Raw genomic sequence first — 23,656 nt, forward strand, 5'->3', positions numbered from 1 at the left:
CGGGAAATAATGTCCACCATATTCATCATCAGGAACAGCGTTCAGTATATCGAACAAGTCCGATGCAGAGAACGCAGAGCACGTGGAGGGACCCGCGGTGGCAGCAGCACCAGTCTGGAGTGTCGACCCCCGTACCGGGAAGCAGCGTGAACAGGTCGCGGTGGAGGCCACGGCCCAGGAGGTGGACGCCGCCGTCCGTGCCGCCCACGCGGCGCGCGAGGCCCTCGCCGACCGCGCCGTCCGCGCGGCCTTCCTGCGCACCGCCGCCGACGAGCTGAAGGCGTCCGAGAGCACCCTCGTCGAGGTGGCCGACGCCGAGACCGCGCTCGGCCCGGTCCGGCTCACCGGTGAACTCGCCCGCACCTGCTACCAGCTGCGGGCCTTCGCCGACATCGTCGACGAGGGCGAGTTCCTCGGCGTCGTCATCAACCACCCCGACGACACGGCCACCCCGCCCATTCCCGACCTGCGCCGCTACAAGGTGCCGCTCGGCGTCGTCGCCGTCTACTCGGCCTCCAACTTCCCCTTCGCCTTCTCCGTCCCCGGCGGCGACACCGCGAGTGCCCTCGCGGCCGGCTGCCCGGTCGTCGTCAAGGCCCACCCCGACCATCCGGCCCTGTCCGAGCTGGTCGCGAGCGTCCTGCGCCGCGCCGCCGCCCGGCACGACATCCCCGAGGGCGTCCTCGGCCTGGTGCACGGCTTCGACGCCGGCATCGAGCTGATCAAGCACCCGCTGGTCGCCGCGGCCGGCTTCACGGGCTCGGTCCGCGGTGGCCGCGCCCTGTTCGACGCGGCGGCGGCCCGGCCGGTCCCGATCCCCTTCCACGGGGAACTGGGCTCGCTGAACCCGGTCGTCGTCACCGAGGCCGCCGCGGCCGAGCGCGCGGAGGCCATCGGCGCCGGTCTCGCCGGGTCGATGACCCTGGGCGTCGGCCAGTTCTGCGTGAAGCCGGGCCTGGTCCTGGTGCCGTCCGGCGCCGCCGGCGACGGCGTGGTCAAGACCCTCACGGACGCCGTCAGCGACACCGACGCCGGGGTGCTGCTCGACCACCGCATGCGGGACAACTTCGTCGCCGGGGTCGCCGAACGCGCGGCGCTGCCCGACGTGGAGTCCCCGGTGACGCCGGGCTCGGGCGGCGAGCACGCCGTCAGCCCCGGCTTCCTGACCGTGCCGGCCGGGCGGCTGACCACCGAGGGCGAGCACGACCTGCTCCTGGAGGAGTGCTTCGGGCCGGTCACCGTGGTGGCCCGCTACGACGACGAGGCCGAGGTCCGGGGCGTGCTGTCCCGGCTGCCGGGCAACCTCACGGCGACCGTGCAGCTCTCCGCCGAGGAGGCGGCCGGCCAGGGGCGCGGGGCGGAGATCCTCGCGGAACTGACGCCGCTCGCCGGGCGGGTGCTGGTCAACGGCTGGCCCACGGGGGTCGCGGTGGCCGCGGCCCAGCACCACGGAGGGCCGTACCCGGCGACGACGTCGACGTCCACGTCGGTGGGCGGGACGGCCATCGAGCGGTGGCTGCGGCCGGTCGCGTACCAGGGGACGCCGGAAGCGCTGCTGCCGCCGGAGCTGCGGGACGACAACCCGCTGGGGCTGCCCCGGCGGTTCAACGGCCGGCTGGAGCGCTGAGGCTCATCCCGCGCTCGGCTCCAGGCCCGCGTCCCGGGCCAGGAGCGCCGCCTGGACCCGGTTGTCGCAGTCGAGCTTCGCCAGGATGCGGCTGACGTACGTCTTCACCGTGGCCTCGCTCATGTGCAGACGGGCACCGGCGTCCGCGTTGGACAGGCCCTCGCCGAGCAGGGCCAGCACGTCGCGTTCCCGTTCGGTGAGGCCCGCCAGGCGGCGGCGGGCCTCCTCGGCGCGCCCGGCGGCGGGGGAGGCGAGGGAGTCCACCACGTGCCGGGTGGCGGCCGGCGACAGATAGGCGTTCCCGGCCGCCGCCGCGCGGACCGCGTGGATCAGCTCCTGCGGCGCGGAGTCCTTCAGCAGGAAGCCCGCGCCGCCGTGGCCGAGCGCGCGCAGCACGTTGTCGCGTTCCCCGAACGTCGTCAGGATCAGCACCCGTACGCGCGGTGCGACGCGGCCGATCTCGGCCAGCGCGGTCAGCCCGTCCATCAGCGGCATCTGGATGTCCAGCAGGGCCACGTCGACCGCGGTGCTCCGGGCGGTCTCCACCGCCTCCCGGCCGTCCCGCGCCTCGGCGACCACGTCGATGTCCTCGGCCGAGGTGAGGATCATCCTGATGCCGGCCCTGATGAGCGGTTCGTCGTCGGCGACGAGGACCCGGATCACGCGGCCTCCTGCGCGGTGTCGGTAGGACGAGCGGACGGTGGGACCCGCCCATCATGCCCGATCCGGTCGCCGGCGCGGCCCCGTGCCCCGGGTCATGTCCGGTGCGCGTAGGACACCTTGGAGGACAGCTTGCCGTCGCGGAAGCAGAACCGGTAGACGATGTCCTCGTCCTCGTCCACGAAGTGCTCGCAGGCGGCGTCCTCGGGCAGCGGCGGGCCGTCCTTCTCCACGCCCTCGGTGAGCAGCGAGTCGCCCTGCGGGAACTTCTTCCGCAGATCCGCCTCGGGGTCGCCCACCCTGGCCGACTCGTACACGCTCGCCGGGATGACGCCCCGCTCCACCTCGTCCATCAGCTTCCCCACCACCCAGAACACGAGGGCGCCGGCGCCCACGACGAGGACGACGGCGGTGAGGGCGCATCCGAGGGCGACGTTCTTCTTGCTGCTCATGATGGCGGCGTACTCCTTGTGCGGTCCGCGGTGGTCGATGACCGGTCCACCGTCTCCCGCGGCGCCCCGCGCGGGCTGCCCTCCGAAGTCGCTGCCCGCGGCGACGGAAGTCGCGCCGTCCGGGCGGGAGCGGGCCTCGCCGTCGCTGTAGGGCAGCACACCGGCGAGGCGGAAACCGCCGTCCCCGGTGGGCCCCCGGTGCACCATGCCGCCGACCAGCCGGGCCCTCTCCGCCAGGCCCGTCAGCCCCTGTCCGCCGCTGACCGCGGGCGGACCCGCCGGTGCGTCCGCCGGCACCGGCCCGTTGGCCACCTCCACCACCAGACTGTCCGGTTCGTAGCGCAGCGCCACGGTGATCGGGGCGCCCGGCGCGTGCTTCAGCGCGTTGGTCAGGCCCTCCTGGACGATCCGGTACGCCGTCTGGTCGGCGGCCGGCGCCAGCGGCCGTTCGGTGCCGGAGCGGCGCAGCTCCACCGCCGCGCCCGCGGCCCGCGACGACTCGACCAGCGTGTCGACGGCGGCCGCCGTGCGGGCCGCCGAGGGCCCGGCGTCCTCCGCGTCCCCCCATCGCCCGGCGGGTTCCTCCCCGTCGTCCCGGAGGATGCCCACGGTCTCGCGCAGCTCCTGCATCGCCGACCGGGCGGCCTCCCGGAGGACGCCCACCCCCTCCCTCCGGCGGCCGGTCAGTTCCGGGTCCACCTCCAGCGCCCCGGCCTGCACGGCGATCAGGGCGAGCTGGTGGCCGAGGCTGTCGTGCATGTCCTGGGCGATGCGCTGCCGTTCCAGCAGCCGGGCCTGCCGCGCCACCATCTCCTGCTCGCGCACCAGTTGGGCGTTGTGCCGGTGGAGGGCGTCGATCAGGGCACGGCGCTGGGCGCGGTAGCGGGAGACGAGGCCGGGGACGACCGAGAGGACCAGGAAGGGCATCCCGCTCAGTGCGATCGTCAGCGGCAGCGACAGACCGGTCCCGCCGTCCTGGTCGCCGGCCTCGACGCCGATGTGCAGCACGAGCCCGACGCCGTACGCCGCCAGGGCGCGTCCCGGGCGCGTGATGCGGTGACCCGCCGACCAGCTCGCGCAGACCAGCAGCGGGATCGCGCCGACGGCCACCCCGGCCAGGGCCGACGAGACCACCAGCACCGTCGCCGGCAGCGCGCGGCGGGCCGGCGTCAGCAGGGCGATGAGCAGGGCCATGGGCCCGGCCCACGCCGGGGAGCCCGGCTCCGTCCCGTGGAGAATCCCCGCGGTCCCGGAGAGTGCGAGGGCGAGCGCGGTCTCCCCGGCGATCCGTCCGCGGGTCCAGGGGGAATCGGCGGTGAGCCGGGACAGTAACGGCCGGCCGGTACGGGATATCTCTGCTGCGTCCACGCGCAGACCATAAACAAACATCCCGAGGGGCGACGACAGCCCTTCGGCGCGGTCGCCGTCGACGAAAGCGGGCTCCCGGGCGACGGGGTCCGTCCTCTTCGGTCGCCGCGGGTGTCGACTTACGGAGACTGCCCCGGGCCGGGGCACCCGGTGAGGATGGCTCCGCCGGTCGCGGACGCATGCGACGGCGCCAGGACCGACGGCTTCGGGAGCGGGACAGTGGACACCAGGGGACAGCGGACGGCCGAGGACACGGAGCGGCGAGCGGCCGGGGACACGGGACAGCGGACGGCCGAGGACACGGAGCGGCGAGCGGCCGGGGACACGGGGCAGCGGGCGGTCGAGAGCGCGGGGCAGCGGGCGGTCTGGGGCGCGGGACGGCCGGCGACCGGGCGTTTCAGCATCCGGCAGAAGGCCGCCCTCATGACCAACCGGTACGTCGTGACGGAGACGCTGCCGGACGGCTCCGACGGCCGGGTCCTCGCCTTCGCCGAGAGCAAGCGGTTCTCGCTCAAGGAGGAGATGACCTTCTACACCGACGAGTCCCGGCAACAGGTCCTGTTCACCATCAGGGAGCGCAAGCTCCTCGACATCGGCGACGGCTACCACGTGCTGGACGAGACGGGCGGCTTCCTCGGCTCCTTCGAGGAGAAGTTCCTCGCCTCCCTGCTGCGCTCGACCTGGGTGCTGAACCAGCCCGGCTCGCCGGCGGCCGTCGGACGGGAGCGCAACCGGTTCGTCGCCGTGCTCCGCCGTGCCTGGGACTGGCTGCCGCTGGACTCCGTTCCGTTCCTCTGGCCGTACCACTTCGACTTCGAGACGGGAGGCAAGACGGTGATGAAGGTCGACAGGAAGTTCGGGCTGCTCGACCACTACACGGTCGACATGGCCGCCCCCGATCTCGACCTGCGCCTCGCCATCGCCCAGGCCGTCGCCCTGGACACGTTCCAGGACCGCTGACCCGGGGCCCCTGACCCGGGACCGCCGGGCCGGGGCAGTGGCCCCGGAACGCCTGGGACAATCCCGTCATGGACATAGAACTCCCCGAACTCCCCTTCCCACTACGCGCTTACGGCCCCGACGGCGCCTGGTCCTACGCGGGAGGCGTCCTCACCGGACGGGCCGGTCCCCGGCAGGACCGGTTCGTGCCGCCGACCGGTGAGGAGCTGGAGCCCGCCTCCGACGCGCCCCGGCTGCTCGGGGCGCCCGAGGGCGACTTCCAGCTGATCGCCCGCGTCACGGTCGGCTTCGCGTCCGCCTTCGACGCCGGGGTCCTCTACGTCCACGTCGGCGAGCGGGCCTGGGCCAAGCTGTGCCTGGAGTACTCCCCGGACGTGGCCACCGTCTGCACGGTGGTCACCCGGGGACACTCCGACGACTGCAACTCCTTCACCGTGGAGGGGAACACGGTGTGGCTGAGGGTCAGCCGCACCGGACGGGCCTTCGCCTTCCACGCCTCCCGCGACGGCGAACGCTGGACCTTCGTCCGGCTGTTCACCCTGGGCGACGAGAAGGAGACCGCGGCCGCGCTGGCCGGCTTCCTCGCCCAGTCGCCCACGGGAGAGGGCTGCGCGGTGACGTACGACCGCCTGGAGTACCGGCCGGCCCCGCCCGCCGACCTGCGCGACGGCAGCTGACGCAACCGGACCGCCCGGCCTCCGCGTCCTGCGATGCGTGATCGACGAACGTGGGACCGGAAACCGGGTGATCCGCACCGTCCTGCCCGCCGAGACGGAGGCGGTGGCCGCCCTGCACGTCCGCGCCCGGGCCACGTACTACCCGGGCGGGCTCCCCGACGACGGCTACGACTGGGCCGCCGCCTGGCGCACCGCCGTCGAGCGGACCGACGGACACGTGCTGTGCGCCGTGGAGCGGGGGAGCATCGTCGCCATCGCGTCCTTCCGGGCCCCGGAGGACGCCCCGGACGGCACGGTCGAGCTGTACCAGTTCCACGTCGACCCCGATCACTGGCGCTCCGGCATCGGCACCGAGCTGCACGCCGCCTGCGTCGAGCAGTGGCGGGCCGACGGCAGGCGTACGGCCGTTCCTCGACGTCCACGCCGACAACCGGCGCGCCCGGGCCTTCTACGCCCGCCGGGGCTGGTTCCCCGACCCGGACCACCCGCCCGCCGAGGGCGACCACCACCTGTGCCTGCGCTTCGACGTGTCCGGGGAATGAGACAGGACGCTTGAACGTTCACGTACGGGTGCGGAGGAGAGGCCTCCGTACCCGTACGACCTGGAGAAGAGCCGACACATGCGCGTCGAGATCTGGAGCGACATCGCCTGCCCCTGGTGTTATGTCGGAAAGGCCCGATTCGAGAAGGCGCTGGCGGCCTTCCCCCACCGGGACGGCGTCGAGGTGGTGCACCGGTCCTTCGAGCTGGACCCCGGGCGCGCCAAGGGCGACGTCCAGCCCGTGCTGACGATGCTCACCGCCAAGTACGGCATGAGCGAGGCCCAGGCGCAGGCCGGTGAGGACAACCTCGGCGCGCAGGCCGCCGCCGAGGGCCTGGACTACCGCACCCGCGACCGCGACCACGGCAGCACCTTCGACATGCACCGGCTGCTGCACCTGGCCAAGGACAAGGGCCGCCAGGACGCGCTGCTGGACGCGTTCTACCGGGGCAACTTCGCCGAGGAGCGTTCCGTCTTCGACGACGACGAACGACTCGTGGAGCTTGCCGTCGGCGCCGGTCTGGAGGCGGACACCGTCCGCGCGGTCCTCGCCGACCCCACCGCCTACGCCGACGAGGTGCGCGCCGACGAACGCGAGGCCGCGCAGCTCGGGGCCACCGGGGTGCCGTTCTTCGTGCTCGACCGGGCCTACGGAGTCTCCGGCGCCCAGCCCGTCGAGGTCTTCGCCCGGGCGCTGACGCAGGCGTGGGGCGAACGCGCGCCGCTCCAGCTCGTCGACGGCGGGGACGGGACCGCGGACGCGTGCGGTCCGGACGGCTGCGCGGTGCCCCGGGGCTGAAACGCCCAGGTCGGAGCGATCGCATAAGCAGTCCTTGGAGATATCGCGCAGAAATACGCAATGGACGGGGAGGTCCCGGGGCCGCACAGTGGTGCCATGGAGAGCTTCGAGACCCTCGTCCGTGCCGAGTTCGCTCCGAGGACGACGTACCTGAACACCGCCAGCACCGGTCTGCTGCCCGCCCGGACCCTCGTCGCGATGCGGGACGCGGCCGAGTCCGCGGCGGCCGGGCAGCCCCTCGACATGTTCGCCGACGTCGAGGCGAGCCGGTCCGCCTTCGCCCGCCTCCTCGGCGTGCCCGCGTCCCGGGTGGCGGCCGGGGCGTCGGTCGCCACCTTCAGCGGGCTCGTCGCGGCCTCACTGCCCGCGGGCGCCGAAGTCCTCACCGCGGAGGGCGACTTCAGCTCCCTGGTGAACCCGCTGTACACGCGGGGCGACCTCAAGGTGCGCAGTGTGCCGCTGGAGCGGATCGCCGAGTCGGTGGGTCCGGACACCGCGCTCGTCGCCGTCAGTTCCGTGCAGTCCGCCGACGGGCGGATCGCCGACCTCGCGGCGCTGCGGGACGCCGCCCGGGCGCACGGCGCGCGGACGCTGGTCGACGCCTCCCAGTCCAACGGGTGGCTGCCGCTGGCCGCGGACGACTTCGACTACGTGGCCGCCGTCGCCTACAAGTGGACACTGTGCCCGCGCGGTGTCGCCTTCCTCGTCGTCCCGGAGGACCTGGGCGGACTGACGCCGCTGTTCGCCGGGTGGGCGTCGGGCGAGCACCCCTGGGACAGCTGCTACGGCCCCGTCGAGGAACTCGCCCACTCCGCGCGGCGCTTCGACGAGAGCCCCGCCCTCTTCTCCTACACGGGCGCCCGGCACTCCCTCGCGCTGATCGAGGAACTCGGCGTGGACGCCGTGCACGCCCACGACACGGCCCTCGCCGACCGGTTCCGCGAGGGCGTGGGTTCCCTGGGCCACGAGGTCGTCCCCGCGCCGGGCTCGGCGATCGTGTCGGTGCCCGGACTCGGCCACCGGCAGGGTGACGTGAGCCGGGCCGGCGTCCAGGTCTCGGACCGGGCGGGCAATCTGCGGGCCGCGTTCCACCTGTACAACACGGCGGCGGACGTCGACCGGCTGCTGGACGTGCTGGCGGGCTGAGCCGGCCGGGCCGCGCAGCATACGGGCAGGGGCCTCCCGTCCCACACGAGGAGACCCCTGCCCGAGTCCTGACACGGCTCACCGGATCGGCTCACCGCACCGGCGTGAAGTCCCGCGTCCCGATGCTGTGTTCTCCGGGGGGCGACCCCCGGGCCCCCGGCCGGGCCGGTTCACCGCACCGGCGTGAAGTCCCGCGCCCCGATGCTGTGTTCTCCGGGGGGCGACCCCCGGGCCCCCGGCCGGATCGGTTCACCGCACCGGCGTGAAGTCCCGCGCCCCGATGAACTCCGGCCGCCGGACCGGTGCCGCGAAGGGCTCGACCGGCGTGTTCTCCACGCTGTTGAACACGATGAACACGTTGCTGCGCGGGAACGGCGTGATGTTGTCGCCCGAGCCGTGCATGCAGTTGCAGTCGAACCAGGTCGCCGAGCCGGCCTTGCCGGTGAACAGCTTGATGCCGTACTCCGAGGCCATCTTCGTCAGCGCCTCGTCGGACGGCGTCCCCGCGTCCTGCATCTGCAGGGACTTCTTGTAGTTGTCCTTCGGCGTGGCTCCCGCGCACCCGAGGAACGTCTTGTGCGACCCCGGCATGATCATGAGACCGCCGTTGGTGTCGTAGTTCTCGGTGAGTGCGATCGAGACCGAGATCGTGCGCATGTTCGGCAGGCCGTCCTCGGCGTGCCAGGTCTCGAAGTCGGAGTGCCAGTAGAAGCCGCTGGCCCCGAAGCCCGGCTTGACGTTGATCCGCGACTGGTGGACGTAGACGTCCGAGCCGAGGATCTGCCGGGCCCGCCCGACGACCCGCTCGTCGCGCACCAGGTTCGCGAACACCTCGCTGATCCGGTGCACTTCGAAGACCGACCGGATCTCCTGGGACCGCGGCTCGACGATCGAGCGCTCGTCCGCGCGGACGGCCGGGTCGGTGGTGAGCCGCTCCAGTTCACGGCGGTAGACCTCGACCTCGTCCGGCCCGATGAGCTGGTCGACGGCGAGGAAGCCGTCGCGGTCCAGGGCCTCCAGGTCACCGGCCGGAACGGGGCCGGGCGTGTCCGGGGAACCCCAGACGACCGGGTCCTGCCGAGGGGTCGCCACCTCGGTGGCGCCGCGGGTGGGATAGAGGTCGGTGACGTTCGTGGTCGTGGTGGTCACGGTGGACTCACACCTCCTCGGTGAGCAGCGGGTAGACGCCGTTCTCGTCGTGGTCCTCCCGTCCGGTCACGGGCGGGTTGAAGACACAGATGCAGTGGAAGTCCTCCTTGACCTTGAGCGTGTGCCGCTCATGGCCGTTCAGGAGGTACATCGTGCCCGGTGTGATGTGGTACGTCTTCCCCGTCTCGCGGTCGGTGAGCTCGGCGTCGCCCTTGGTGCAGACGACGGCCTCGATGTGGTTCGCGTACCACATGGACGTCTCCGTACCCGCGTACAGGATCGTCTCGTGCAGGGAGAAGCCGACCTTCTCCTTGGCGAGGACGATGCGCTTGCTCTCCCAGGTGCCGGACGCGGACTTCACGTGCCGGTCGGTGCCTTCGAGCTCCTTGAACGAACGGACGATCACGGTGGTGCGATGCCTCCTAGGTGAGGGTGTGCAGGGGTCCCCGGCGCCCTCGTCCGCGCGGGCCGAAGGCGCCGGAAGCGCTGGTGGTGTCAGGCGGTCTCGCGCACGGCCCGGGCGAGGGTCTTCATGCCCTCGTCCACCTCGTCCGGTGTGACGGTGAGCGCCGGCAGCAGCTTGACGACCTCGCTCTCGGGGCCGGACGTCTCGATGAGCAGCCCGAGGTCGAAGGCGCGCCGGGCGATGCGGCCCGCGCGGTCCTTGTCGTGGAACTCCAGGCCCCAGACCAGGCCGCGGCCCCGGTACTCCTTGACGTCGGCGAGGTTCTCCTCGGTGATGGCGATCAGGTGCTGCTCGACCTGCTCGCCGCGGGTGCGGGTCTGCTTCTCCATCGCCGCCCCGTCGGTCCAGTACGCCTCCAGCGCGGCGGTCGCCGTGACGAAGGCGGGGTTGTTGCCGCGGAAGGTGCCGTTGTGCTCGCCCGGCTCCCAGACGTCCAGTTCGGGCTTGAACAGGGTCAGCGACATCGGCAGGCCGTAGCCGCTGATCGACTTGGAGACGGTGACGATGTCCGGCGTGATGCCCGCCTCCTCGAAGGAGAAGAAGGCGCCGGTGCGGCCGCAGCCCATCTGGATGTCGTCGACGATCAGCAGCATGTCCCGCCGCTCGCACAGCTCGGCCAGGGCACGCAGCCACTCGGGCCGGGCGACGTTGATGCCGCCCTCGCCCTGCACGGTCTCGACGATCACCGCGGCCGGCTGGTTGAGGCCGGAGCCCTGGTCCTCCAGGAGCCGCTCGAACCAGAGGAAGTCCTCGACCGTGCCGTCGAAGTAGTTGTCGAACGGCATCGGCGTGCCGTGCACCAGCGGGATGCCCGCGCCGGCCCGCTTGAAGGCGTTGCCGGTCACCGCGAGCGAACCCAGCGACATGCCGTGGAAGGCGTTGGTGAACGACACGATCGACTCGCGGCCCTTCACCTTCCGCGCCAGCTTGAGCGCGGACTCCACGGCGTTGGTGCCCGTCGGACCCGGGAACATGACCTTGTACGGCAGGTCGCGCGGCCGCAGGACGGTGTTCTGGAACGTCTCCAGGAAGCGGCGCTTGGCGGTGGTCGACATGTCGAGGCCGTGCGTGACGCCGTCCCGTTCCAGATAGTCGATCAGCGCCCGTTTCAGGACGGGGTTGTTGTGCCCGTAGTTGAGCGAGCCCGCTCCGGCGAAGAAGTCGAGGTACTCGTGGCCGTCCTCGTCGTACATGCGGCTGCCGTGCGCACGGTCGAAGACGGTGGGCCAGCCGCGGCAGTAGCTGCGCACCTCGGATTCGAGGGTCTCGAAGACGCTGAGGTCGGGCTGGGTGATGGTCACGACGAATCGCTCCTCGTGGGGGTGAGGGTGGGAGAGGAAGGTCGTACGGATCCGGGACCGGAGCGGTCTGCCGGGGAGTGTGAGGGGGCCGGGACGTCCGGGGCCGGCCGGTCAGCCGCGGGCCGCGGCGGGGAGGGGGCCGATGCGGTACAGCACCTCGGGCTCGTGCGGTCCGTCGGGGAAGAGGTCCGTCTCGAACAGCGTCTCGCGCTCCAGCCGGGCTCCGTGCCGTTCGGCGAACGAGGTGAACAGCCGCTGGGACGCGGTGTTGTCGGGGGAGATGGTGGTCTCCACGGTCACCGTCCCGTACTCCGCGGCGGTCCGGGCGGCCAGCTCGTCGAGCAGTGCAGCCGCGAGCCTTCGACCACGGTAGGCCTCGTCCACCGCGACCTGCCACACGAGCAGCGTGTCGGGCCGGTCCGGCCGCAGGTAGCCGGTGACGAAGCCGACCGGCACGCCGTGCCCGTCGCGGGCGACGGCGGATGTGGCCGCGAAGTCACGACACCAGAGCAGATAGCTGTAGGACGAGTTCAGATCGAGGACCTTGGAATCCCTCGCTATCCGCCACAGGGCGGCTCCGTCGGCCACTTCCGGGCGATCGATTCGCAGGTCTGCTTGAACGGCGGTCATGCAAATCGAATTTACCCAGCGGAATTAAAAAATGCATCGCCGGACGAGGTTACGTATGGACGCCTCGTGTGTTATCGCGCGTGCGCGTGCTCTCGCGCAAGGAGGAGGCGATTTGGTGGTAAATGACCGGTATATAACGCGCAAAACGGGCGGCGTGTGCAACGGATCACAATCATGTGACCCGTTGGGGCGTGACCGGGGTTCGCTGCCCGGGCTTCAGGAAATCAGTGGGTTTAGGGTCGCGGAAACCGGGCAGGAGAATAGTGGAAGATTATCGATCGTAATTGCCGAATTCGCTTTCCGTGCACTTCGGCAATTACTCGAATTCACGCTCCCGCAAAGCCGGCGGAGGGCGTCCGGTCCCAGGCGTCCTCGGCGGCGCGACGGGCCGCCTCCGGGTCGGTCGTGAGGCCCTTCCCGGCCAGCGCGGCACCCAGTGCCGTCAGGCAGCCCCGCACGGCCTCACGCGTCGCGTCCGGCCCGTAGTGGTTGACGCGGATCATCTCCTCGGCCAGCGCGCCGCCGCCCGCGGCCAGCGGCAGCGCCGGGTCGGACTCCAGCGCCCGGGTCACCAGTTCCGAGGCGTCCAGGTCCGAGGGGACCCGCAGCGTCGTCGCCACCGGCGCCGCCTCGCGGGCCTCGTGCACGTACGGCTCCAGGCCGCCGCCCAGCGCGAGCGCCCCGGCCCGGGTGGCCGCCGCCGCCGACGCGTGCCGCGCCATCACCGTCTCCAGGCCCTCCGCCTCGATGCGCTCGACGCACGCCTCCAGCGCCAGCATCTCCAGCTGCGCCGGCGCGTGCAGCAGAGCCTTGCGCCCGCCGTCGATCCAGCGCTCCTTCCAGTCCAGCAGGGAGAGGTACGACCGGCGCGGCGCACCGGGGTTCGCCGCCATCCGCGCCCACGCCCGCTCGCTCACCGACACCGCCGACACCCCGGCCGGACCGCCCATCGCCTTCTGCGCCCCGATCACGCACAGGTCCACGCCCCACGCGTCCGGCAGCACCGGCTCCGCGCCGACCGACGCCACCGCGTCCAGGTAGAACAGCGCGCCCTGCTCCCGCACCGCCTCGCCGATCTCCGCGACCGGGTTGGTGTTGCCGGTCGCCGCCTCCGCGTGCACCAGGGACACGAAGTCGATCTCCGGGTGCTCGGCGAAGGCCCGGCGGACCAGGTCGGCCGTCACGGCGGTGTGGAACGGCACGGCGAGGTCGTGCACCGTGGCGCCGCAGTCCCGCAGCCAGTTCCCGAACGTCTGCCCGTACGGCCCGGTGACGATGTTCAGCGCGACGGTGTCCGGCCCGGCGCACCCCCGGATCGCGCCCTCCAGCGGCAGCAGCGCCTCGCCCTGCGTGATCAGGACGTCCTGCCGCGTGCCGAGCAGGCGCGCCACCCGGTCCTCGATCGCGGCGAAACGGGCGGCGCTCAGCGGGGCGAGGTCCAGGAAGGGGTGGGTCACGGCGGTGCTCTCTTCACTCACGGTCAGGTGTATGACGCGTACGGAGTCGAGAGTAACCGTGGCCTTCGCCGCCACTCGCGGGGGAGGGCGTCCGTTGCGACACCGTCACGCCCGGAATTGTGGCTTCCGCCACAGCCGTGGTGCTCGCCGGACTGATGGACTCGGGCCCGTGCTCGCTCTCCTGCTGCTCGTCCTCGTCGCGGTGGTGACGGCCGTCCTCCTCGGCCGGGGCGCGGGCACGTACGCCCGCCGCCCCGGCGGGGAGGCGGGCGTGCCGGCCGCCGTCCCCGCGCCGCCCGGGGCGGGCGCGTCCTTCCGCGTCCTCGCCGCGGTCGCCGGCGGGGCCGCCGCCCTGCTGTACGTCTGGGGTGCGCTGGGCGTGGGGTTCGCGGTCATGGGGGCGGAGGACGGCGGCGCGGGTTCCTCGCCGATGAGACCCTGCCGTACCGGCGTGCCCCCGGAGCTGTCCGGGCGGGTCGTCGACTACTCGGTCTCCTACCTGCCCCTGCGGTTCCGCTGCGAGACCACCGACGGCGACTGGTACGCCTCCGCCGACGTCCCCGGTTACGTCAACCCCGGTGTCGCCGTGCTCGCGTCGGCCGCCGTCGCGAGCGCCGTCGCGGCCGGCTGCGCGACCGGGCTGCGCGCCCGCGCCGCCGCGCGCAACGGCGGCCGGTGACCGGGCCTTCGAACAGCCCCCCCGGCGCCCGTCTAAGGTGCGGGGCATGAGCGATCGCACGGTGCTGCACGTGAAGGGTCGGGTGCTCGTCGGACCGCGGGACGAGGACGTCCGCGACGAGTTGTGGGTCATCGACGGCCGGATCTCGTACGACCGTCCCGCCGGGGCCGGTGACGTCCGCACCGTCGAGGGCTGGGCGCTGCCCGGCCTGGTCGACGCGCACTGCCACGTCGGCCTCGACCAGCACGGCGCCGTACCCGAGGACGTCGCCGAGAAGCAGGCGCTGACCGACCGCGACGCCGGCACCCTCCTCATCCGCGACGCGGGCTCGCCCTCCGACACCCGCTGGATCGACGACCGCGAGGACCTCCCGAAGATCATCCGCGCGGGCCGGCACATCGCCCGCACCCGCCGCTACATCCGCAACTACGCCTGGGAGGTCGAGCCCGAGGACCTCGTCGCGTACGTCGCCCGGGAGGCCCGGCGCGGCGACGGCTGGGTGAAGCTGGTCGGCGACTGGATCGACCGCGACCTCGGCGACCTGTCCGCCTGCTGGCCGCGAGGCGCCGTCGAGGCAGCCATCGCCGAGGCCCATCGCCTGGGCGCCCGCGTCACCGCGCACTGCTTCGCCGAGGACTCGCTGCGCGACCTGGTCGAGGCCGGCATCGACTGCGTCGAGCACGCGACCGGTCTGACGGACGACACCATCCCCCTGTTCGCCGAACGGGGCGTCGCCATCGTGCCCACCCTGGTCAACATCGCCACCTTCCCCGCGCTCGCCCAGGGCGGCGAGAAGCGGTTCCCGCGCTGGTCGGACCACATGCGCCGGCTGCACGCCCGCCGCTACGACACCGTCCGGAGCGCCTACGACGCCGGGATCCCGGTCTTCGTCGGCACCGACGCGGGCGGCGCCCTGGCCCACGGCCTGGCGGGGGCGGAGGTCGCCGAGCTGGTCACCGCCGGCATCCCGCCCGTCGAGGCCCTCTCCGCGGCGACCTGGGCCGCCCGGCGCTGGCTCGGCCGGCCCGGTCTGGACGAGGGCGCGCCGGCGGACCTGGTGGTGTACGAGCAGGACCCGCGCGCGGACGTGCGCGTGCTCGCCGCTCCGCGCCGGGTGGTGCTGAACGGGCGGGTCGTCGGATAGCCGACACGGGGGACGCCGGGGAACGCGTGTGCCGAAGGATTCGAAAAGGCTCGCGGAAACCTCACGAAGGGGTGAAGTGACCCTGGATCGCTGACGGTCGGGCCCGGGCGGGGACATCCTTTCCGGGTCCCGAGCACGTCGCTCATGTGTGTTCCGCACGCATGTCTTTCTGGGGGTCCCACCACCTTGAACGGCAACACCTTCCGCATGCCCGCACGCCGCCTCGTCACCGTCACGGCGGCCACGGCCCTGGCCGCCGGTCCCGCGGTCCTGGCCGGTGCGGGAACCGTCCACGCGACCGGCGACCACGGCCGCGCGAGCGCCACCGTCCTGCGCACCGGGCTCGACGTGTCCCTGCTCCACAAGACCGTGGACGTCCCGCTCGCGGTCACCCTCGACGAGGTGCAGGCACCCGAGAGCGCCCGGAAGACCGCGCTGACCGCCCGGCTGGACGGCGTCGACGGCGGCAGGCCCTTCAGCGTCCTGCGCGCCGACGTGGCCGACGCGAAGGCGACGACGGCCGCGGACAAGGCGGAGGGCCGCACCGAACTGGCCCGGGCCAGGGTCCACGTCCCCGGACTGCCGCTGCTGTCGGTCGTCGAGGTCGAGCAGGTCACCTCCACGGCGACCTGCGAGGCGGGGAAGAAGCCGGTCGCCTCCTCGAACCTGCTGGGCGCGGTCACGGTCCTCGGCAAGAAGGTCACGCTGACCACCGGCGGGCCGACGGACGTGAAGGTGCCCGGCGTCGGCGAGGTGCGGCTCGACCTGTCGAAGACGCAGACCACCTCGCGCACGGCCGCCGCCACCGCCCTCGAACTCACGGTGCACGTGGACCCGCTGGACCTGGGCGTGGCCGAGGTCGACGGCACCCTGACCCTGGCGAGCGCCACCTGCGAGGCCCCGGCGGCCGCGCAGCCCCCGGCGAAGGCCGGGAAGCCGCCCGCCGAACCGGCCGCGGACGTGAAACCCCAGGGCGCCCCCGCCGAGGCCGACCTGGCCGAGACCGGCGGCAGCTCGACCACCCCGTACCTCGCGGCCGGAGCCGGTGTCCTGGTCCTGGCGGGCGGCACAGCCCTGGCCGTGGCCCGCCGCAGGCGCGGCTGACCGGGGGACGGACGGCGACGGGGCGCCGGGCGGCACGCGGACAGGCGGGGAGAAGTCCGGTGGGCGGGGGCCTGGAGGAGGGCCGGCTGCCCGGAGCGTGGGCCCGACCTCTCTACGCCGGGCCCGCCCACGGTTGCGGCCCCGGCGTAGAGACGCGCCGCGGCCCGGCCCGGCACCGGGCTGTTCCAGGCGGGGGCGGGGTTCCGGCCGGGACGAGGGGAGCACCGCGGGCCGGTCCGGCTCCGGACGGGGTGATCCGGCCGCGCCCGGACCGGCCCGCCGGGCCCCGGACGGGCACGGCGGGGTCCGGACGGGCCCCGCGCCTCAGGCGGACCGCGCCCGCACCGCCCGGTCCAGCGCCGTCAGGAAGCCGTCCGTCGTGGCCCGGTCCCGTACCGCCAGGCGCAGCCACTCCTCGCCCAGCCCCGGGAACGTGTCCCCGCGCCGGACCGCGTACCCGAGGTCGCGCAGCCGGTGCCGTACGGTCGCGGCGTCCGGCAGCCGGACGAGGACGAAGGGGCCCTCGGCGGGCCCGGCGACCCGGAGCCCGGCGGGGGCGAACCGCCGCAGCCCGGCGACGAGACGGTCCCGGTCCGCGGCGATGCGGTGGGCGGCGTGCGCCGCCTCCGCCAGCGCGCGCGGCGCCACACACGCCTCGGCCGCCGCCAGGGCGGGCGTCGACACGGGCCACAGCGGCTGGGCGCGCTCCAGTCCGGCGACCGTCTCCGGGGCCGCCAGCACGTATCCGACGCGCAGGCCCGCCAGCCCCCACGTCTTGGTGAGGCTGCGCAGGACGACCAGCCCGGGAACGTCCGTCCGTCCGGCCAGCGCCTCCCGCTCACCCGGTACCGCGTCCATGAACGCCTCGTCGACGACCAGCGTCCGCCCGGGGCGGGCGAGCCGGGCGATCGTCTCCGCCGGGTGCAGCACCGACGTCGGGTTCGTCGGGTTGCCGATCACCACCAGGTCGGCGTCCTCGGGAACGGCCGCCGGGTCCAGCCGGAAACCGTCCGCCTCCCGCAGCAGCACCCGGCCGACCGTGTGCCCCGCGTCCCGCAGCGCCGCCTCCGGCTCCGTGAACTGCGGGTGCACCACCACCGGCCGGCGCACCGTCAGCGCCCGCGCCAGCAGCACGAACGCCTCCGCCGCGCCCGCCGTCAGCAGCACCCGCTCCACCGGCAGCCCGTGCCGCGCCGCCACCGCCGCCCGTGCGGCCCGCCCGTCCGGGTAGGCCGCGAGGGAGCCCAGCGACGCGGCGAGGTGCTCGCGCAGCCACGCCGGGGGCGTGTCCGCGCGGACGTTCACCGCCAGGTCCACCAGCGCCGACCCGTCGTCCCGGACCTCGGCGTCCCCGTGGTGCCGCAGGTCGTGGCCCCCGCACAGGGCCCCGGCCTCAGTGCGCATGGGAGTGCGCGTGTCCGTGCCCGTGGGAGTGCCCGTGGTGGTGATGGCCGTCGTCGTCGGGGTGGAAGTGCGGCTGCTGCGGCAGCCCCACCTTGTCCTCGAAGCCGGGCAGCGCGATCCGGTACACGCAGCTGTCGCAGTTCATGCGCAGATCGCCCTTCACCGCCTCCTCGTACCGCTCCCACACCAGGTCCAGCAGCTCCGGCTCGGGCCCGATGACGTCCGCCGAGCGCACCTCGGTCCCCGGGTGCGCGGCGGCCCACTCCTCGGTCTGCTGCCGGACCCGGTCCGGGAGGATGCCGGTGAACAGGAAGTACGGCAGGACCACGATCCGCCCGGCGCCCAGCCGCGCGCAGCGGTCCAGGCCGCCCGGCACGTCGGGCTGCGCCAGCGACACGAACGCCGTCTCCACACCGGCGTACCCGCGGCCCTCCCACAGCAGCCGCGCCGCCTTGAACACCTCGGCGTTGGCGTCCGGGTCCGTCGAACCGCGCCCCACCAGCAGCACGGTCACCTCGGAAAGGTCCCAGGAGGGGTCGACGGCCTCCTGCAGCCGCCGCTCCAGCACCCGCAGCAGCGACGGGTGCGGGCCCAGCGGACGCCCGTACGTGTAGGAGATGCCGGGGTGGCGTTCCTTCTCGCGGGACAGGGCCGCCGGGATGTCGCCCTTGGCGTGCCCGGCGGACACCAGCATCAGCGGCACCGCGGCGAACCGGCGTACGCCCCGTTCCACCAGCTCGGCGACCGCCTCGCCCAGCGGGGGCGGGGACAGCTCGATGAAGCCGCCCGCGACGGGCAGTTCGGGGTGGCGGCGGCCCAGCTCGCGCACGAAGTCGCGGAACGCCTCGGCTCCGGCGTCGTCCCGGGTGCCGTGGCCGGCGATGAGCAGGGCGGGCGGGGTGGTCACAGGGTCTCCTCGGCGGAAGTCGGGTGGTACAGCAGGGCGTTGAGCGCGGCGGACGCGACCGCCGACCCGCCCTTCTCGGACACGTTGCTCACGGCGGGCAGCCCGCTCTCGCGCAGCGCCGCCTTGGACTCGACCGCGCCGACGAAGCCGACGGGCAGCCCGATGACGAGCGCGGGGGAGGCGTCCAGGGTCAGCAGCTCCTCCAGCGCGGTCGGCGCGTTGCCGATCACCCAGAGGGCGCCCGGCCCGACCTGCTCGTAGGCGAGCCGGATGCCGTGCGCCGAGCGGGTCAGTCCCGGCCCGGCGACGGCGTCCCGCAGCCGGCAGACGGTCTCCCGCCGGGTGATGCCCGCGCCGACCATCTCGACGTCCACGACGACGGGCGCCCCGGCGTGCAGCGCCGCGTGGGCCTTCGCCAGCTCGCCCTCGTCCATGACGAGGTCGGTGGCGTACTCCAGGTCGGCGGCGGAGTGGACGACCCGCTCCACCACCGCGCGGGTCAGCGGCGGGAGGTGCGAGGTGTCCAGGCGGGCGCGCAGCCGCCGGTAGGACTCCTCCTCGATGGGGTGGACGACGCGGTTCACCGGGCGGCCTCCTGCCAGCGGTAGCCGCGCGGGGTGACCATGCGCCCCGCGATCTCGCGGGTCGCCGTGTTGCCCACCGTCACGACGGTCATCATGTCGACGCTCGCCGGGTCCAGCGCCGCCAGCGTGGTCAGGCGGCTGGACTCGTCGGCGCGGGAGGCGTTGCGGACGACACCGACCGGCGTCGTCGGCTCCCGGTGCTCCGCGAGGATCGCCAGCGCCTTCGGCAGCTGCCAGTCCCGGCCCCGGGAGCGCGGGTTGTAGAACGTCACGACGAGGTCCGACTCGGCCGCCGCCCGCACCCGCCGCTCGATGACCTCCCACGGCGTGTGCAGGTCGGACAGGCTGATCGACACGTGGTCGTGGCCCAGCGGCGCGCCCAGGATCGCCCCGGCCGCCAGCGCCGCCGTCACGCCCGGCACCCCGACCACGTCGATGTCGTCGGACGCCTCGGCCAGCGCCGGCGACGCCATGGCGTACACGCCCGCGTCGCCGCTGCCGATCAGCGCCACCGCCTGCCCGCGCCGGGCCTCGGCCACGGCGGTCCGCGCCCGCTCCTCCTCCGCGCCGAGCCCCGACTCCAGGATCCGGGTGCCGGGCCGCAGCAGGTCGCGGATCTGGTCGACGTACTGGTCGAGACCGACCAGCACGGACGCCCGCCGCAGCTCCGCCAGCGCGCGCGGCGTCAGCAGGTCGCGGGCGCCCGGACCGAGCCCGACCACCGCGAGCCGCCCGCGCCCCGGCCGCCGTACGACGGCACAGGTCGCCATGGCGGGGGAGCCGTCCGGGCGCTCCGACTTCCGCTTCGGGACGAGGAGTTCGCCCCCGTCCGCCAGCGCCGCCGCCTCCGCGACCGAGGGGGTGCCGACGGCCGCGAGCGGCGCGCCGGAGGGGTTGGGCACCTCGACGCCCGCGAGCTTCTCGGCGGCGTACGTCACCAGCGGCACGCCCAGGCGCTCGGCCGCACCGACGATGCCCGGTTCATCGGCCTTGGCGTCCACGGTGGCCAGCCCGGCGACCGACGCCGCCGACAGCCCGGCGTCCCGCAGCGCCGCCTCCACCAGCCCCAGCACCTCGTCCACCGGCGCCCCCTTCGAGGCGCCGACGCCGACGACCAGGGACGGCGGACGCAGCACGGCCTCACGCTCGGCCGGCTCCACCAGACGGTCCGTCACCCGGACCGTGTACGCCCCCTCCGCGGCGAGCGGCAGCGGCGGCAGCGGCCAGGCCACCTCGGCCCGCAGCGCCACCGGCTCCCCGTCCAGCAGGGCCCGAGAGACCCCGGCGACGTCGCCCTCGACGGGCAGCCCCAGCGTGTCCAGGCCCGGCAGGCCCACGGCGTCGGTCGCCGTCGTCACCACCGGCTCGGCGCCCAGCACCCCGCCCACCGCGCGGGCGAGGTCGTTGGCGCCGCCGCCGTGCCCGCCGACCAGCGACACGGCGAACCGCCCGCCCTCGTCGACGCACACCACACCCGGGTCGGTCCGCTTGTCGTCCAGCAGCGGGGCCACGAGCCGGACCACGGCACCCGTGGCCAGGAAGCACACGAGCTGCTCGCACTCGGCGAACGCGGTCCGCACGGCGTCCGCGACGGGACCCCCGTACACGCGCGTGCGGTCCGGCCACGCCGCGGCCAGCCGGTCCCGCGCCGCGGTCCCCGCCGCGGTGGCGGAAATGAGGCCGATCACAGGGCCCCTCCTTCTTCGGTTCCATCGGTACGGCTGCCGGGCCTCACGCCCCACAGCAGGAAAACGGGATTGGTCGCCGCCAGCCGCGTCACGTCCCCCGGCAGCGGCGCGAGCCGGGACGACTGCAGCAGCACCCCGTCGCACTCCAGCCCGGCACCGAGCAGCGCCTCACGCGCCGCCGGCACCCGGTCCAGCGCGGCCATCGCGACGACCACGGACCGCCGGGCGCGCCGCGCGCACGCCGAGACGATCGCCGGCAGTTCGCGCCCGCCGCCGCCGACGAACACGGCGTCCGGATCGTCCAGACCCGACAGCACCGTGGGCGCCGCGCCGTGCACCACCCGCACGTCGACACCGTGCGCGGCGGCGTTGGCGCGGACGCGCTCGACACCGTCCGGCGTCTTCTCCACCGCGGTGACGGCGGCGCCGAGCCGCGCGCACTCCACGGCCACGGACCCGGAGCCCGCGCCGACGTCCCACACCAGGTCGCCGGGGCGCGGACCGAGACGGGCCAGCGCCAGCGCCCGCACCTCGAACTTGGTGATCATCGAGTCGCGGTGGGCGAACGCGGCCTCGTCCAGCGCCCACCCGGCGGGCCCCGGCCGCGGCCCGGCCACCGAGCGCACCGGGCCCAGGGCCCGCGCCTCGTCCAGGCACAGCACCACGCTCACCGCCGGACCCCAGTCCCGGGCGGCGGCCTCGGCGGGCGTCACCCGCTCCACCCGCTCCTCGCCGGAACCGAGCGCGGAGGCCACGACCAGCACGCGCCCGTCGCCCACGAGCGCGGCCCCCAGCTCCGCCGGACCCGCCCCCGGCCCGGTCAGCACGGCCACCTTCGGGTGCGCGCGGCACAGGTTCACCGCCGTCCGCAGGTCCCGCCCGTGCGCGCTGGCCACCGCGGCGTCGTCCCACGGCAGCCCCACCCGCGCGAACGCGGCGGCGACCGACGACACACCGGGCCGCACGTCCAGCAGCCCCGGCCCGAACCGCTCGGCCAGCGCCCGCACGATCCCGAAGAACCCCGGGTCGCCGGAGGCCAGCACGAGCACCGGCCGCTCCTTCGCGGCGTACTCCGCGACCGTGTCCAGGGCGGGCGCCAGCGCCCCGAGCACGACCCGCTCGGCACCCTCGGGCAGTCGTACGGCGTCCAGGTGCCGCCGCCCGCCGACGACCAGGGCCGCGCCGTCGGCCACGTCCTCGGGCAGCGGGGAACCGGTCCCCGCCCCGACCACCGTGATCACGTGCTCGCACCCCGCGCGCGCAGCTCCCTGCGGGCCTCGGGGTCGGCCCTGCGGTAGCCGTGGAAGTGCCCCGGGTGGTACAGGTGCGAGCGGGTGCCGTGCGCGTCGAGCGCCGGGCCGACCAGGAACAGGGTGTGCTTCCAGAGCTTGTGCTCCTTGACGGTCTCCTCCAGGGTGCCGATCGTGCACTTGACGACCAGCTCCTCCGGCCAGGTCGCCTGATAGGCGACGACGACCGGCGTCTCGGTCGGATAACCGCCCTCCAGCAGCTCCCGCACCAGCTGCCCGCTGCGCGCCGCCGACAGGAAGACCGCCATCGTCGTGCCGTGCTTCGCGAACTCGCGGACCTCCTCCCCGGGCGGCATCGGCGTCTTGCCGCCGCCGAGCCGGGTCAGGACCACGGACTGCGCGACCTCGGGGATGGTCAGCTCCCGCTGCGCGAGCGCGGCGACCGCCGAGAAGGCGGAGACGCCGGGCACGACCTCGGTCGCGATGCCGATCTCCGCGCACCGGTCCAGCTGCTCCTGCGTACCGCCCCACAGCGCCGGGTCACCGGAGTGGATGCGGGCCACCCGCAGCCCCTCCGCGCGGGCCCGCCGGTAGACGGCCACGACGTCCTCCAGCGACATCGTCGCCGAGTCCAGGACCTCCGCGCCCTCGCGCGCGTGCTGGAGGACCTCCGCCTGCACCAGGCTCGCCGCCCAGATCACGACGTCGGCCTCGGCGATGGCCCGGGCGGCGCGGAACGTCAGCAGATCGGCGGCGCCGGGACCGGCACCGACGAAGGTCACCTTGCCGGCGGCGCCGGCGGTGGGAGCCACGGGAACCAGCGGATCCATGGAATTCGGTCCTCTCCTACGCATATTTACTGCGGTTGCTGCTGTCGGACGCGCGTGAACGCGGACTGATCGGATACCAAGGGCCCATGGCGGTCTTCGTCGCGCTCGGCGCGTTCCTGATGACGCTGGCCGGCGGCTGGACGGCACAGCGCGTGACCGACCGGCGCCACCTGGTCCTGGGCCTGGCCGGCGGCCTGATGCTGGGCGTGGTCGGCCTCGACCTGCTGCCGGAGGCGCTGGAGGCGGCGGGCCGGGAGGTGTTCGGCGTCCCCGCGGCACTGCTGCTGTTCGTCGCCGGCTTCCTCCTCGCGCACCTGGTGGAACGCCTGCTGGCCGCCCGCCGCGCAGCGCACGGCGCCGACGAGCACGGTCACCGCGCGCCCGAGGTGGGCCTGACGGCCGCCGCCGCGATGGTCGGGCACAGCGCGATGGACGGCGTGGCGATCGGCGCGGCGTTCCAGGTCGGCGGCGGCATGGGCGCGGCCGTCGCGATGGCCGTGATCGCCCACGACTTCGCGGACGGCTTCAACACCTACACGCTCACCAGCCTGTACGGGAACGCCCGCCGCCGGGCCGTCGCCATGCTCGTCGCCGACGCCCTGGCCCCCGTCGTCGGCGCGGCGTCCACGCTCTTCTTCACGATCCCCGAGGGCCTGCTCGGCGGGTACCTCGGACTCTTCGGCGGCGTCCTGCTCTACCTCGCCGCCGCCGAGATCCTGCCCGAAGCCCACCACGAGCACCCCGCCCGCTCGACCCTGCTGTGCACGATCGCGGGCGCCGCCTTCATCTGGCTGGTGGTCGGCATCGCCGAGTGACGCCCCGGGCCCTCGGCG

At 74.1% G+C, this 23,656-nt stretch carries 22 protein-coding genes and 1 pseudogene; 10 read left to right on the forward strand and 13 right to left on the reverse strand.

Annotation, left to right across the window (positions count from 1 at the left end; genetic code table 11):
* Positions 1-97 precede the first annotated feature (97 nt).
* Positions 98-1,627 (forward strand): aldehyde dehydrogenase (NADP(+)), encoded by a 1,530-nt coding sequence (locus ACIRFH_RS16205; RefSeq protein WP_403520937.1) that lies wholly within the window; start codon positions 98-100, stop codon positions 1,625-1,627.
* A 3-nt stretch (positions 1,628-1,630) separates the two neighbouring features.
* Here ACIRFH_RS16205 and ACIRFH_RS16210 read toward each other — a convergent pair whose 3' ends face one another.
* Both ACIRFH_RS16210 and ACIRFH_RS16215 read right to left on the reverse strand, forming a co-directional pair.
* The gene (locus ACIRFH_RS16210; RefSeq protein WP_403520939.1) at positions 1,631-2,290 is read right to left on the reverse strand and encodes a response regulator; all 660 of its coding nucleotides are present in this window, start codon (positions 2,288-2,290) and stop codon (positions 1,631-1,633) included.
* A 92-nt stretch (positions 2,291-2,382) separates the two neighbouring features.
* Positions 2,383-4,107, reverse strand: a complete 1,725-nt coding sequence (locus tag ACIRFH_RS16215) for a sensor histidine kinase (protein ID WP_403520941.1) — start codon at positions 4,105-4,107, stop codon at positions 2,383-2,385.
* 423 nt (positions 4,108-4,530) lie between these two features.
* Here ACIRFH_RS16215 and ACIRFH_RS16220 point away from each other — a divergent pair, with 423 nt between their 5' ends.
* From ACIRFH_RS16220 to ACIRFH_RS16240, 5 genes and pseudogenes are all read left to right on the forward strand, one after another.
* On the forward strand, positions 4,531-5,067 hold the full coding sequence (locus tag ACIRFH_RS16220; RefSeq protein WP_403521112.1) for a hypothetical protein: 537 nt from the start codon (positions 4,531-4,533) through the stop codon (positions 5,065-5,067).
* 68 nt (positions 5,068-5,135) lie between these two features.
* Positions 5,136-5,744: a DUF1349 domain-containing protein gene (locus ACIRFH_RS16225; protein WP_403520943.1), complete on the forward strand. Its 609-nt coding sequence runs from the start codon at positions 5,136-5,138 to the stop codon at positions 5,742-5,744.
* A gap of 37 nt (positions 5,745-5,781) precedes the next feature.
* Positions 5,782-6,286: pseudogene (locus tag ACIRFH_RS16230) on the forward strand (GNAT family N-acetyltransferase).
* Positions 6,287-6,364: 78 nt separating this feature from the next.
* Positions 6,365-7,084 carry a DsbA family oxidoreductase gene (locus ACIRFH_RS16235; RefSeq protein WP_403520945.1) on the forward strand — a complete coding sequence of 240 codons (720 nt, stop codon included), beginning with the start codon at positions 6,365-6,367 and terminating at the stop codon, positions 7,082-7,084.
* 60 nt (positions 7,085-7,144) lie between these two features.
* The gene (locus ACIRFH_RS16240; protein WP_403520947.1) at positions 7,145-8,230 is read left to right on the forward strand and encodes an aminotransferase class V-fold PLP-dependent enzyme; all 1,086 of its coding nucleotides are present in this window, start codon (positions 7,145-7,147) and stop codon (positions 8,228-8,230) included.
* Between the two features lie 249 nt (positions 8,231-8,479).
* Here the strand turns inward: ACIRFH_RS16240 and thpD are convergent, their stop codons facing one another.
* The 5 genes from thpD to ACIRFH_RS16265 form a co-directional block, all read right to left on the reverse strand.
* Complete coding sequence (thpD, locus tag ACIRFH_RS16245) at positions 8,480-9,379, reverse strand: ectoine hydroxylase (RefSeq protein ID WP_403520949.1); 900 nt, start codon at positions 9,377-9,379, stop codon at positions 8,480-8,482.
* A 7-nt stretch (positions 9,380-9,386) separates the two neighbouring features.
* On the reverse strand, positions 9,387-9,785 hold the full coding sequence (locus tag ACIRFH_RS16250; protein WP_398929417.1) for an ectoine synthase: 399 nt from the start codon (positions 9,783-9,785) through the stop codon (positions 9,387-9,389).
* Positions 9,786-9,874: 89 nt separating this feature from the next.
* Positions 9,875-11,146: a diaminobutyrate--2-oxoglutarate transaminase gene (ectB, locus tag ACIRFH_RS16255; protein ID WP_403520951.1), complete on the reverse strand. Its 1,272-nt coding sequence runs from the start codon at positions 11,144-11,146 to the stop codon at positions 9,875-9,877.
* Between the two features lie 111 nt (positions 11,147-11,257).
* Entirely contained in the window at positions 11,258-11,776 is a 519-nt protein-coding gene (gene ectA, locus ACIRFH_RS16260) for a diaminobutyrate acetyltransferase (RefSeq protein ID WP_403520953.1), read from the reverse strand.
* A gap of 326 nt (positions 11,777-12,102) precedes the next feature.
* Entirely contained in the window at positions 12,103-13,233 is a 1,131-nt protein-coding gene (locus tag ACIRFH_RS16265) for a pyridoxal-phosphate-dependent aminotransferase family protein (RefSeq protein ID WP_403521114.1), read from the reverse strand.
* Between the two features lie 169 nt (positions 13,234-13,402).
* Here ACIRFH_RS16265 and ACIRFH_RS16270 point away from each other — a divergent pair, with 169 nt between their 5' ends.
* The 3 genes from ACIRFH_RS16270 to ACIRFH_RS16280 all read left to right on the forward strand — a co-directional run bounded on the left by ACIRFH_RS16270 (position 13,403) and on the right by ACIRFH_RS16280 (position 16,160).
* Positions 13,403-13,912, forward strand: coding sequence for a hypothetical protein (locus ACIRFH_RS16270; protein ID WP_403520955.1), 510 nt, complete (start codon positions 13,403-13,405; stop codon positions 13,910-13,912).
* 46 nt (positions 13,913-13,958) lie between these two features.
* Positions 13,959-15,056, forward strand: a complete 1,098-nt coding sequence (locus tag ACIRFH_RS16275) for an amidohydrolase family protein (protein WP_403520956.1) — start codon at positions 13,959-13,961, stop codon at positions 15,054-15,056.
* 186 nt (positions 15,057-15,242) lie between these two features.
* A complete protein-coding gene (locus ACIRFH_RS16280; protein WP_403520958.1) occupies positions 15,243-16,160 on the forward strand; it encodes an SCO1860 family LAETG-anchored protein in 918 nt (305 codons plus the stop codon).
* A 324-nt stretch (positions 16,161-16,484) separates the two neighbouring features.
* Here ACIRFH_RS16280 and cobC read toward each other — a convergent pair whose 3' ends face one another.
* The 6 genes from cobC to cobM are packed head-to-tail and all read right to left on the reverse strand — an operon-like array spanning position 16,485 to position 22,823.
* The gene (cobC, locus tag ACIRFH_RS16285; protein WP_403520960.1) at positions 16,485-17,564 is read right to left on the reverse strand and encodes an Rv2231c family pyridoxal phosphate-dependent protein CobC; all 1,080 of its coding nucleotides are present in this window, start codon (positions 17,562-17,564) and stop codon (positions 16,485-16,487) included.
* Entirely contained in the window at positions 17,554-18,471 is a 918-nt protein-coding gene (locus tag ACIRFH_RS16290) for a sirohydrochlorin chelatase (protein WP_403520962.1), read from the reverse strand. The genes cobC and ACIRFH_RS16290 overlap by 11 nt, the downstream gene beginning before the upstream one ends.
* Positions 18,468-19,055, reverse strand: coding sequence for a precorrin-8X methylmutase (locus ACIRFH_RS16295; protein WP_403520964.1), 588 nt, complete (start codon positions 19,053-19,055; stop codon positions 18,468-18,470). Before ACIRFH_RS16295 ends, ACIRFH_RS16290 begins: the two co-directional genes overlap by 4 nt.
* On the reverse strand, positions 19,052-20,743 hold the full coding sequence (gene cobJ, locus ACIRFH_RS16300; RefSeq protein WP_403520965.1) for a precorrin-3B C(17)-methyltransferase: 1,692 nt from the start codon (positions 20,741-20,743) through the stop codon (positions 19,052-19,054). Before cobJ ends, ACIRFH_RS16295 begins: the two co-directional genes overlap by 4 nt.
* A complete protein-coding gene (cbiE, locus tag ACIRFH_RS16305) occupies positions 20,740-21,984 on the reverse strand; it encodes a precorrin-6y C5,15-methyltransferase (decarboxylating) subunit CbiE (protein WP_403520967.1) in 1,245 nt (414 codons plus the stop codon). Before cbiE ends, cobJ begins: the two co-directional genes overlap by 4 nt.
* Positions 21,981-22,823 (reverse strand): precorrin-4 C(11)-methyltransferase, encoded by an 843-nt coding sequence (gene cobM, locus ACIRFH_RS16310; RefSeq protein ID WP_403520970.1) that lies wholly within the window; start codon positions 22,821-22,823, stop codon positions 21,981-21,983. Before cobM ends, cbiE begins: the two co-directional genes overlap by 4 nt.
* Before the next feature lie 86 nt (positions 22,824-22,909).
* On the opposite strand from cobM, the gene ACIRFH_RS16315 reads away from it, so the two are divergent.
* Complete coding sequence (locus tag ACIRFH_RS16315) at positions 22,910-23,638, forward strand: ZIP family metal transporter (protein WP_403520972.1); 729 nt, start codon at positions 22,910-22,912, stop codon at positions 23,636-23,638.
* Positions 23,639-23,656 lie beyond the last annotated feature (18 nt).

It is taken from the genome of Streptomyces sp. NPDC093586, from assembly GCF_044764905.1.
Taxonomy (GTDB): domain Bacteria; phylum Actinomycetota; class Actinomycetes; order Streptomycetales; family Streptomycetaceae; genus Streptomyces.